Origin of the sequence: Pseudoalteromonas sp. P1-9 (assembly GCF_001399975.1) — a bacterium.
Classification (GTDB): Bacteria; Pseudomonadota; Gammaproteobacteria; order Enterobacterales; family Alteromonadaceae; genus Pseudoalteromonas.
This window is the reverse complement of sequence record NZ_LKBD01000018.1, coordinates 78071-88879: the sequence shown is the minus strand read 5'-3', so window position 1 is coordinate 88879 and position 10809 is coordinate 78071. Positions and strand designations below refer to the sequence as shown.

General features: G+C 41.1%; 9 protein-coding genes. 3 read left to right on the top strand and 6 right to left on the bottom strand.

The annotated features are described in order from the left end of the window. Positions 1 to 318: 318 nt before the first annotated feature. Positions 319 to 1176: a tetratricopeptide repeat protein gene (locus AN214_RS12570; protein ID WP_054980037.1), complete on the bottom strand. Its 858-nt coding sequence runs from the start codon at positions 1174 to 1176 to the stop codon at positions 319 to 321. A gap of 81 nt (positions 1177 to 1257) precedes the next feature. Here AN214_RS12570 and AN214_RS12565 point away from each other — a divergent pair, with 81 nt between their 5' ends. Both AN214_RS12565 and AN214_RS12560 read left to right on the top strand, forming a co-directional pair. Next, positions 1258 to 2565: an amidohydrolase gene (locus AN214_RS12565; RefSeq protein WP_054980036.1), complete on the top strand. Its 1308-nt coding sequence runs from the start codon at positions 1258 to 1260 to the stop codon at positions 2563 to 2565. An 11-nt stretch (positions 2566 to 2576) separates the two neighbouring features. Beyond that, positions 2577 to 2951 (top strand): rhodanese-like domain-containing protein, encoded by a 375-nt coding sequence (locus tag AN214_RS12560; RefSeq protein WP_054980035.1) that lies wholly within the window; start codon positions 2577 to 2579, stop codon positions 2949 to 2951. Positions 2952 to 3030: 79 nt separating this feature from the next. Here the strand turns inward: AN214_RS12560 and AN214_RS12555 are convergent, their stop codons facing one another. From AN214_RS12555 to AN214_RS12545, 3 genes are all read right to left on the bottom strand, one after another. Continuing rightward, positions 3031 to 3684: a GntR family transcriptional regulator gene (locus AN214_RS12555; RefSeq protein ID WP_054980034.1), complete on the bottom strand. Its 654-nt coding sequence runs from the start codon at positions 3682 to 3684 to the stop codon at positions 3031 to 3033. A 380-nt stretch (positions 3685 to 4064) separates the two neighbouring features. After that, positions 4065 to 5543 (bottom strand): aldehyde dehydrogenase (NADP(+)), encoded by a 1479-nt coding sequence (locus AN214_RS12550; protein ID WP_054980033.1) that lies wholly within the window; start codon positions 5541 to 5543, stop codon positions 4065 to 4067. A 12-nt stretch (positions 5544 to 5555) separates the two neighbouring features. After that, the gene (locus AN214_RS12545; RefSeq protein WP_054980032.1) at positions 5556 to 6557 is read right to left on the bottom strand and encodes a 4-hydroxyproline epimerase; all 1002 of its coding nucleotides are present in this window, start codon (positions 6555 to 6557) and stop codon (positions 5556 to 5558) included. A 235-nt stretch (positions 6558 to 6792) separates the two neighbouring features. Here AN214_RS12545 and AN214_RS12540 point away from each other — a divergent pair, with 235 nt between their 5' ends. Next, entirely contained in the window at positions 6793 to 8094 is a 1302-nt protein-coding gene (locus AN214_RS12540) for an FAD-binding oxidoreductase (protein ID WP_235576752.1), read from the top strand. On the opposite strand, the gene AN214_RS12535 is transcribed toward AN214_RS12540, so the two are convergent. Together AN214_RS12535 and AN214_RS12530 are read right to left on the bottom strand one after the other, a co-directional pair. After that, the gene (locus AN214_RS12535; RefSeq protein ID WP_054980030.1) at positions 8087 to 9385 is read right to left on the bottom strand and encodes a PAS domain-containing sensor histidine kinase; all 1299 of its coding nucleotides are present in this window, start codon (positions 9383 to 9385) and stop codon (positions 8087 to 8089) included. The two genes, AN214_RS12540 and AN214_RS12535, sit on opposite strands and share 8 nt — an antisense overlap. A 2-nt stretch (positions 9386 to 9387) precedes the next feature. Beyond that, positions 9388 to 10764, bottom strand: a complete 1377-nt coding sequence (locus AN214_RS12530; protein WP_054980029.1) for a sigma-54 dependent transcriptional regulator — start codon at positions 10762 to 10764, stop codon at positions 9388 to 9390. Positions 10765 to 10809 lie beyond the last annotated feature (45 nt).

The following is a 10809-nucleotide window of genomic DNA, read 5'->3' as shown; positions in this document are numbered from 1 at the left end:
TTTTACTTGACTCAACCAACTCGTGATTCGCTGCTATGCTGCGTCGTTCCCCGTGTTGGTGGAGGCGCATTATAGAGAGATTTGATTTGGGCGCAACCCTTTTTTTGAGTTTTTTGTAAAAAATAGCGATTTAATTCTAAATTTAACATCAAGGCTACAAAACCGAATGTTAAATATGCGATTTTGAGCATTTGAACTCAAAAAGAGGAATTTAAGTATCGATCAATCTTTCAGGATTGCAAATTTATATGTCATATTTTTTAAAACAATATGAAATAAAAAAGGAGCCTTTTGGCTCCTTCTCCTTTATACAGTGTGTTAGTAAAGAATACTATATAGCTTGCGACGATATTTCCCTGCTAACTCATCACCATCTGGCAATGTGGCGATTACATCTAAAAACATCTTACGTGCATCGCCGAATGCTAAATCCTTTTGCAGTACACTATACAAGGTTTCTAATGCCTCTTCTTTACGACCGACCTGATCGTATTGCACTGCTAGTTTCACTTTTGCGGCAAAGTTAGTCTCGTCTTTTTCAATTTCAGCTTCTAATTGTTTTATCTCTGGCGAGTCCTTAGCTTCTTGCGCTAATTCAACTTTAGCCTTTAAGTTATTAAAGTAGGCATCTTGATCAACCATTGGAATAGTCGACAACAGCGCATCGGCATCATCTACTTTTTGTATGTTTAAGCAGATATCTGCAAGAATGAGCTTAACCTTACTGTTTTGAGCATTTACGTCATAAGCTTGTTTTGCTTTTGTATAGGCTTCAGAGTAATTACCTTGGCTCAGTAATTGTTGTGCTTGAGTAACAAGTAGATCTTCAGCATTAGGTAAATGCTTTTCAAATGCAGCATCTAACATCTCTTGCGTTTGCGGTCCTGGCAACATATCAACAGGTGCACCGCCTTTTAAAAGTAAAATAGCAGGAATACCCTGAAGACCAATTTGCTGTGCAAGTTGAGATGCTAACGCTTGCTCAACATCGCAATTTAACTTAGCTAATAGTAAGTGTTCAGCGTATTGCGCTGCTTTTGCTTCAAGCATTGGTGTCATAGTTGCGCATTCAGGCGCTTGCTGAGTATGAAAGTACAGAGCAATAAGTGTTTCAGGAGCTGTTTCTGAGATAACTTGCTGAAAGCTTTCAGCTGTTAGTTCAATAATATTCGACATATAAAATTAATTATTAACTTCAATTAGTTTCAATATGGAGGCAATATAACTAAAAAACAATGCTTAGAAAGAGAATAACAAATGAAATATGCATTCCTATCAGCACTGCTTATAAGTAATAGTGCACTTGCTGCCAGTCAATTCACCCCAAACACAAACCAGCAAAACACCTTAAACGAATTGTATAAACACCTCCATCAAAACCCTGAACTGTCATACCAAGAAAAAGCGACGTCTCAGCGACTTGCTAAAGAGTTAACACAATTGGGTTTTAGCGTTACTAAAAATGTTGGTGGTTTTGGCGTTGTTGGTATTTATAAAAATGGTAACGGACCAACTGTTATGCTTCGAGCAGATACTGATGGCTTACCGATTATTGAAGAAACAAATAAAGATTACGCATCAAAAGTAACTGTGATTGATAAAAGCGGCAATAAAGTAGGTGTGATGCATGGTTGTGGTCATGATATTCATATGACCAGTTTTATTGGTACAGCTCAGCAGCTAATTGAACACAAAAGTGATTGGCAAGGTACCTTGATGATGGTTGCGCAACCAGCTGAAGAAGTAGGTGGCGGCGCAAAAGCCATGTTAAAAGAAGGTTTGTATACTAAATTTGCCAAACCGGACTATGTTGTAGGACTTCATGTAAGCGCCTCAGCGCCTGCAGGTAAAATCGCAATTGCTCCAGGGTATGCATTGGCAAATGTAGATTCGGTTGATGTGATTATAAAAGGTCGCGGTGGCCACGGCGCTTACCCACACACGACTATCGACCCCGTGGTACTTGCCTCACGTACTGTACTGGCATTGCAAACCATTCCAAGTCGCGAAGTATCGCCACTCGAACCAAACGTGATTACGGTCGGTTCTATTCATGGTGGCTCAAAACACAACATTATTTCAAATCAAGTGAAACTACAGCTTACTTTACGCTCTTATAATCCTGACGTGCGCAATCAACAAATTGCGGCGATTAAACGTATTACTAAAGGAATTGCACTAAGCGCTGGTCTTTTAGAAAACGAACTACCTGAAGTAATCGTACACGAGTCGGAAAGTATTCCTTCTACTTATAATAACCCAGAGCTTGCGACACGTGTTACTGCCAGTATTAAAAAAGCAATTGGTAAAGACAATACATTAAAAGCCGAACCAGTAATGGCGGGTGAAGATTTTGGCCTGTTTGGTCGCACCGATGAAAATGTGCCAATTACTATTTTTTGGCTTGGTGGTGTAAACCCAACAGAGTATAAAAGCGCAATCAAAAATGGCACCAAGCTACCCTCGCTTCATTCAAGTAAGTTTGCGCCAGATTACCCACTGACAATAAAAACAGGCGTAACGGCTATGAGCCAAGCCGCTGTTGATCTATTTAATAACAACTAAAGGAACCTACCATGAAATACATCGCATTTGTTGCATCACTACTATTTAGTGTTGCTTGTTTTGCTAATACGCCAGTTATTACGCAGCAGCAACTTCTTGAAAACCAAATGTCGGCTAATGCTTACACCATAATAGATGTGCGCTCAAAAGAAGAGTTTAACGATGGCCATGTAAAAGGCGCACTTAATATTCCGCATAATCAAATTGAAGAAAACATGTCGGTATTAGAAGCACTGAAAGATCAGACGCTAGTTGTGTATTGTCGTTCGGGTCGTCGCGCGAGCTTATTTGAAGATGTATTATCAAAGAAAGGCTTTAAATTAAAGCATTTAGAAGGTGACTACCTCGCCTGGAGTGAAAAACAATTACCGTTAATTAAAAAGTAATTTCTCTGAGCTTTTGTAGCTAAGCGTTTAAAACAAAAAAACCAGCCACATCAGGCTGGTTTTTTTATTCATTTAGCACTTATTCTTCAATCAACAGTGCTTTAATTTCTTCTTTTGCACCAAGAATGTGCTGCTTAAGTAGCTGACAGGCATTGCTCGTGTCACCGGCACGACAATAATCGATTAACTGTTTATGCTCACCACCTGCTTTTTTGATACCACCAGCAAGTAATAAGTGCATACGAATATAGCGATCAGAGTTTTTATTTAAAATATTTACCATTTCTAGCGTTTGTGGGCGCTCAGCTGCCTGATATAAATAGGTATGAAAACTAGTATTCAAATCTGCCCATACGTTGGCACTGTCTTCATGGGTAAGCGCTTCATCTAACTTAGATAATAATTCTTCAGCATGATCAAAGTCAGTTGCATTCATATTTGGAATAGAGCGAGCAAGGAGATCAGCTTCTAACATAGCTCTTAATTCAAAAAGCTCATCAACATGTGCGGCATCAAGCTCGGTCACTACCGCACCTTTATGCGCTTGGAACTTAACTAAGCCTTCTGCTTCAAGTTGTAATAGGGCTTCACGTACAGGAATACGGCTTACATCCAACTCTTCCGCAAGCGCTGCTTGGCGTAACGGTTGACCGGATTTTACTTCGCCTTTTAAGATTTTTTCACGAATTGCATCCACTACAAATTCAGTACGTGTTTTATATGCTAGCCCCATTTTATCTCTTTGTATTTTGTATAAACTTGGCAATAGTTTATACAAATTATAAAAAAAGGCCAGCAAAGCTGGCCTTTTACCTTAGAACGGGAACACACAATTATTTCATACGAACTCTAGGGTCCGTTAATCTTTGCTGTTCTATTTTTGTTTTTCTGAGCGTGTTTTTATCGCGGCGCTCGATGTGTAGCCTAGTCGCCTAAGCAAATATCGGGCAACAATGATAAAAGCGCGCTCGGAAAAACCTTCCGGCAGTGCTTGATTGGCTTTTCTGCTTTGTTATCGGCAGACTCGCATAGAATAACTATGCCACGCAGCCTCTTCCTTGCATAAAACCCAATCAAGCTACTGCAAAAACGAACTTGAAAGATCAACAGACCCTAAAATGCATTTTGTATACATAGAGGACGCAAGAATCGTTCTATTGCTTGGCTGCCTACAGACGTACTACGTACATCTGTTGAACTTGGGAATGGACCGCCGTGCATCATTGCATCACACACTTCCACTCCTGTTGGCATTTGGTTGTATATTAAACGGCCAACAACATAACTTAGCGACTCGGTAATATCAGCATGTTGCTGAACTAAAACTTCGCTGCCATGAATTGTTGCTGTTAGTTGACCTTCAAGTTCTTCAATCAGTGCTATTAATTCATCATTCGATGAATACGTTACCATTAACGCAGCAGGCCCAAATACTTCTTCATGCAATGCTTTGTTGTTTCTGAACTCAGTTGCTGTAGTTGCAAATACTTGCGTGCTACAACGAAGTGCTTCAGATTGACCACTTGCAACAAGCGTCGCATTGCTTGCGAAGTTTTCACATCCCGATTGATACGCTTTTAAAATAGCTGGTGTTAACATGGCTTGCGGTGCAGACACTTCCACTTCTTTTGCTACAGCTTGCTTGAAACTTTCAGTTTCTTCTTCAGCAATTAGCCATAAACCTGGATTGGTACAGAATTGACCTGCCCCCATATTTAGCGATGCAATAAATGTTGCTGCTAGTTTATCTTCTTGGCCTTTTACAAACCCCGGAAGCAGTACTTGCGGATTTGTTGAGCCAAGCTCACCATAAAATGGAATTTGCTGCTTACGCTGTTTTATGCTGTCTTGCAGTGCCATACCCACACCAAACGAACCTGTAAAGCCAACTGCTTGGATTTTTGGATTTTTAACCAGTTCGTGGCTTACATCATAACTTTTTGAGTGTAATAACTGATAAACACCTTTTGGCATATCACATTTAGTAATTGCCGCTTCAATTGCGCGAATCACAATTTCACTGGTACCCGGGTGTGCTGAGTGAGATTTATAAACCACAGGACACCCTGCCGCTAATGCCGAGGCTGTATCACCGCCAGCCGCGCTGAATGCAAGTGGAAAGTTACTTGCCCCAAATACAGCTACCGGACCAATCGCAATTTTTGCCATTTTTAATGTTGGACGCGGTAAAGGCTGACGCTCAGGTAATGCTGCATCTTCAGCGATAAACTCAACGTCTTTTTCTAAGTTTGTTGCAAATAAACGTAACTGACCAACAGTACGACCTAGCTCACCTTTAATACGCATTTCAGGTAAACCGGTTTCAAGAGGAGTACGTGCAACAAGTTCATCTTCTTTGTTTGCTAGTTCATCTGCAATCGCATTTAAAAACGCTGCACGCTGAGCTTTAGTGGTTTTACGATAAATCTTAAATGCAGCATCTGCCACATCACATGCTTGTGCTAGCTGATCAAGGCTACAGTTTTTAAATGCAGGCTCAAGTGGTGTATGGTCAAATGCATTTATTGCGTTAAATGAACCTTCACCTTGTGAAGTCCATTCGTTATTAATAAAACTTAATCCTGTAAACATTTATTTTCCCCTTTAAACAAGTTGAAAACCATTAACATAGGGATCATCATCATCCACTAGTATTTGGTTGTATCCGGTAATTTTTGCCCATCCTTGAATCGATGGTTTTATGGCAGTAATGCCGCCAACTTCGGTTACTGACTCAATGGTGCCAACAAACTGACTGCCAATAATGCTTTCATGTACGAACTTTTCGCCTGGTTTTAACAAGCCTTTGGCATGCAGTTGCGCCATACGTGCCGATGTACCTGTACCACACGGGCTGCGGTCAATCGCCTTATCACCATAAAACACCGCGTTTGCGACGGTAGACCCTTCAGTGTTTGGTGCGCCGGTCCATAACACATGCGATAGCCCTGTTACTTTACTATCTTCTGGGTGAATACACTCCACGGCACGCCCTGCAATTTCGCGTACCAATGGACTGAACTTTAAAATATCCCCAGGCGACCATTTATCAATGCCAGGGAAGTTTTCTTGCGGCTCAACAATGGCGTAAAAGTTACCGCCATAAGCGATATCGAGTTTGATTTTGCCAAGCTCTGGCACGTCAATTTCAATATCACGATGTGCTAAATAAGCCGCAACATTATAAATTTTGACCCAATCAACTTTGTTGTTAGTCATCTGATATTCAACATTGATCTGCCCTGCTGGCACATCAATAATCAATTTACCCTGCTCTTTGGGTTGAATAAGCCCCGCTTCTAAACCCGCTGTAACCGTACCTATCGTGCCATGTCCGCACATAGGTAAGCAGCCAGAAGTTTCAATAAACAAAATGGACGCATCGGCATTATCTGAACAGGGGGGATACAAAAACGCGCCCGACATCATGTCGTGACCACGAGGCTCAAACATCAAAGACTGGCGGATCCAGTCGAATTCGCGCATAAAGTGCATACGCTTTTCACCCATGGTATTACCATCAAGCACAGGGTGCCCCGAGGTTACCAATCGCACTGGATTACCACAGGTATGGGCATCAATACAAAAATAGGTCCCTTTCTTCACTTGCTGCACTCCTATCTATTGTTACTTCTTATAATGCGAAATAGGCGTGCACCTTGATGCACACCTTGGCTAAGGGGAAAGCCTAATTGTTATACGTCGTACGCTAAAACCATATCTAGATGTGTCATTGCATTTTTGCATTGTGTTGTGAAAAACGGCTGCACATATTGCCAATTTAGTTTCATTTGTTTTTACTTCGAAAAGTGATACTGTACATTGTATACCGATTAAGTTAATGTATATTGTATACAATGTAAAGCACTATTTTAATCTAATGGAAAACACCTCTCGATCGGTTAATCAAAATGTCGCTGTAATTGGCGCTGGCGTAATTGGTATTGCAACCGCAATTCAGCTGCAACAATGTGGTTATCAAGTCACATTACTCGATAAACAAGGTATTAGCGAAGGCTGTTCAAAAGGTAATGCGGGGCACTTTGCGACTGAGCAAGTATTCCCATTGGCGCAGGCCTCTTTATTGCCGCAACTGCCAAAAATGCTGCTCGATCCAAAAGGAGCACTGCGTATTAGTCCGAGTTATTTATTTAAAGCATTACCGTGGTTTGTGCGATTTTTAGCAAATATGCGTCCGCGCATTTTCAAGCAAAACAAAGAAGCGTTAAAAAAACTAAACTGCGCGGCAATAAACGCATGGCAGCGGCTTACTCAAGCAAGTAATAGCGAAGGACTATTCCATTTAAATGGCAGCTTACTCACCTTTGAGTCAGACTCGCGAAAAAATGCGCTTACAACACTAGAACACTATAAAAATGAGGGTGTTAATGTCACCCTACTTGAACGCAATGAGCTTGATGAATTACAACCGGGCTTACATCAAAATATAACGCATGCTTTATATTTTACTGATGTAGGGCACACCTGTAGCCCATATCAATTAAACCTCGCGCTATTTGAGCATGCAAAATCGTTAGGTGTTAGCTTTAAACAAGTTGAAGTCACATCGCTATTTACTACCGATTCAGCTGTAACCATAAGTACCAACCACAATGACCTAGTGTTTGATGCACTCGTAATGTGTACCGGTGCTCACAGCAAAACAATGTGTAAACAACTTGGTTATAACGTGCCACTTGATACAGAGCGCGGTTATCATTACATGGTAAGTAGTGAGAACATGCCAACTATGCCGGTTGTTTCATTTGAGAAAAAGTTTATTTTAACCCCGATGCAAGAAGGTTTACGCCTTGCGGGGACAGTAGAATTTGCAGGCCTTAACAAAGCACCAACTTATCGCCGTGCAGATATGTTAAAGCAACTTGGCGAATCTATTTGGCCGAATATGGTAGACGACCACCCTGAGCAAGATAAAAAATGGATGGGTTTTCGCCCTACGCTACCCGACTCACTGCCTGTGATTGGACGCGCACCAAAGCACAACAATGTATTTTTTAACTTTGGCCACCAGCACCTAGGTCTAACCCTTGCGGCAATTTGTGCCGAGCTTATCGCTTGTGATGTGCAAGGAGTTAAACCCTTAATTGATTTAACCCCATATTCAATCGCTCGTTTTAGTTAACAGGCAACACCACTTTTGCAACGCAACCACGTTCAGGGTGGTTGCTAAGTGAAATCACTCCGTTATGCGCTGATACAATTTGGCGACACAGCGCAAGACCCGTTCCTGTGCCTTGCTTTTTGGTGGTGTATAAAGGCACAAAAAGGTTGTCAGGGTTACTAATGCCTGTGCCTAAATCTCTGATTTCAATCACTACTTGTTGCTCATCTTGCTTAAGTGAAATATCTATCGTGTGATCTGGCGCTGCTTCATGGGCATTTTTCAATAAATTAATTAAACACTGTTCTAATTGAGCCGCATCCACCTCAACCATGCAGTTATCTGCTAAATGTAAATTACAGGGGTAACCAAGTAACTCTGTACTACTTGAGATTATTTTTACTAAATCATGCGGTTTCTTTTGCGGCTCAGGTAAAGTCGCAAGTTGACGATAACCCTGAATAAAGAATTTTAAGCGAGTTGCACGTTCGCCAATAATGGTTAAGCCACCTTGAATATCTTCTTTGTCTTCACCGTCAATCGGCAAGCTCGATGATATTTTATTTATCGTGTCGGTTAAGCTAATAATGGGCGACAACGAATTATTAATTTCATGACTTAACACACGCACTAAGTCTTTCCATGCTTTTTGTTCTTGATGGCTCAGTACTGTTTCTAAATCCGATAAAATAAACAAGTTATGCTGCTTACCTGCTTCTCTAAAATTATCACGATACAAATGCAAGCGAGATGATGCTTGTTTATTCGCAACCATCACTAACTGATTATTGGGCGCATCAATAAGCTCGACCAAATTTAAATCCGCAAGCGTATGGTTAATCAACTTAGATTCAGATTTCTCAAAAAAGCGCTCGGCCGCAGGGTTTGCCAAGGTAATTTTTTGATTTTCATCACACGCGAAAATGATTACGCCAATTTGTTTAATCAGTTTCGCTAATAACAACTGGCTTTCTTTATATTCAAAGCGTGTGGTTGATAAGTTGTCTGCAAGTCGATTAATCTGCTGAACTAAATCGCCAAGCGCCGATGACTCAGCAGCGCCCTTAGCACGCAAGGTGTAATCACCTACATTTAACGCTTCAACTAAATTTGCTAACGACAAAAACTGCTCGTTTAATTTATCAAACAAGTAATAAAGATTAACCAACACCACTAAAATCAGTAACACACTCACCAGTGCTTGCAAATAGATGCTGAAGTCCGCCTGCCAAATCATCACCAGCGCAATAAAATTGCCCGGCAGCGCTGCCCACAACACCGAACGTTGTAACTGATTGAAAAAGTTTTTCACGATTAGATACCAAACTTATCGAGTCGACGATAAAACGCACTGCGACTTAAGCCAAGTGATTTTGCCGTATCCAATGCGTTGCCTTGGTATTCCATTAAACGCTGTTCAATCACCGCTTTTTCAATGTCATCCATGGTGCCTTGGTACTTAGTGGTTGTTTGCTCAAGAGTCTCTGAGATTTGAGCTGCACTTGGCGTTAGCATTAGATGCTCTGGGCTGATTTCGCTTACGGCAAGTAACGTCGCTCGCTCTAAGGTATGAGATAGCTCGCGTACATTGCCCGGCCAATCATATGTCATTAGTGCATCGCACGCCGCAGGCGATAAACTTGGCGCTGGTTTATTAAAACGTTTAGCCGCTTTAGCAATAAAGTTATTCGCCATTGGCAATATGTCATCTTTACGCTCAGCTAAACTTGGTAAACGCACCACAAAGGTGTTTAAACGGTATAGCAAATCTTGGCGAAATGTAGCGTCTTCTACCATCGCATCTAAATTGGCATTGGTTGCTGAAATTAAACGAATATTAGCGGCTTGGGTTTTACTTGAGCCAACTTTTTCAAATTGATGCTCTTCTAATAAGCGTAGTAACTTTGCTTGTTGTGGCAACGGAATATTACCAATTTCATCCATAAACAAGGTGCCCTTTTCGGCAAGTTCAACTCGGCCAATACGATTCTCCTTGGCATCGGTAAAAGCGCCTTTTACATGGCCAAATAATTCAGACTCAAATAAGCTTTCGCTGATTGCGCCCATATTTACCGAAACAAAGCGTTCGTTATTACGGCTGCTCAACGTATGAATATGCTGCGCGAGTAAACTTTTACCGGTGCCATTTGGCCCGGTGATCAGCACATTGATATCGGCTTTGGCAATTTGCACTAGTTGTGCAAGCAGGGCTTTCATCGGTGCAGATTCAACAATCAACTCACCTTCATTGTGTGCTAGTTCGCTTTTTAAGTTTTGGTTTTCTTGGTTAAGCACTTGGTTTTGAAGTTTTTGCTCGCGCAATTTAAGCTGATTGGTGATGACTGTTAATAAGCGTTCGTTTTCCCATGGCTTTTCGACAAAATCACCCGCTCCGGCTTTCATTACCTCAACGGCAATTTCAACACTTGCCCATCCAGTCATACAAACAATTGCCAAGCTTTCATCTAGAGCTGCGAGCTGTTCGGTAAGATTAATACCTTCCTGACCAGAGGTAGTATCAGCGTAATAATTTAAATCGATTAAAGCGAGATCAATGTCGTTTTGTTTTACAAAAAAAGCAGCTTCTGCTGGCGAACTTGCTGTAGTGACTTTAAACCCTTCGCTTTTTAAAAAAAGGCGAAGTGCGGCAACAATACTAAGATCGTCATCAGCAATTAAAATATGAGACACAATTTATCCTTTACTGCGTTAATTCTTATTAGCTTATTAAGTAAG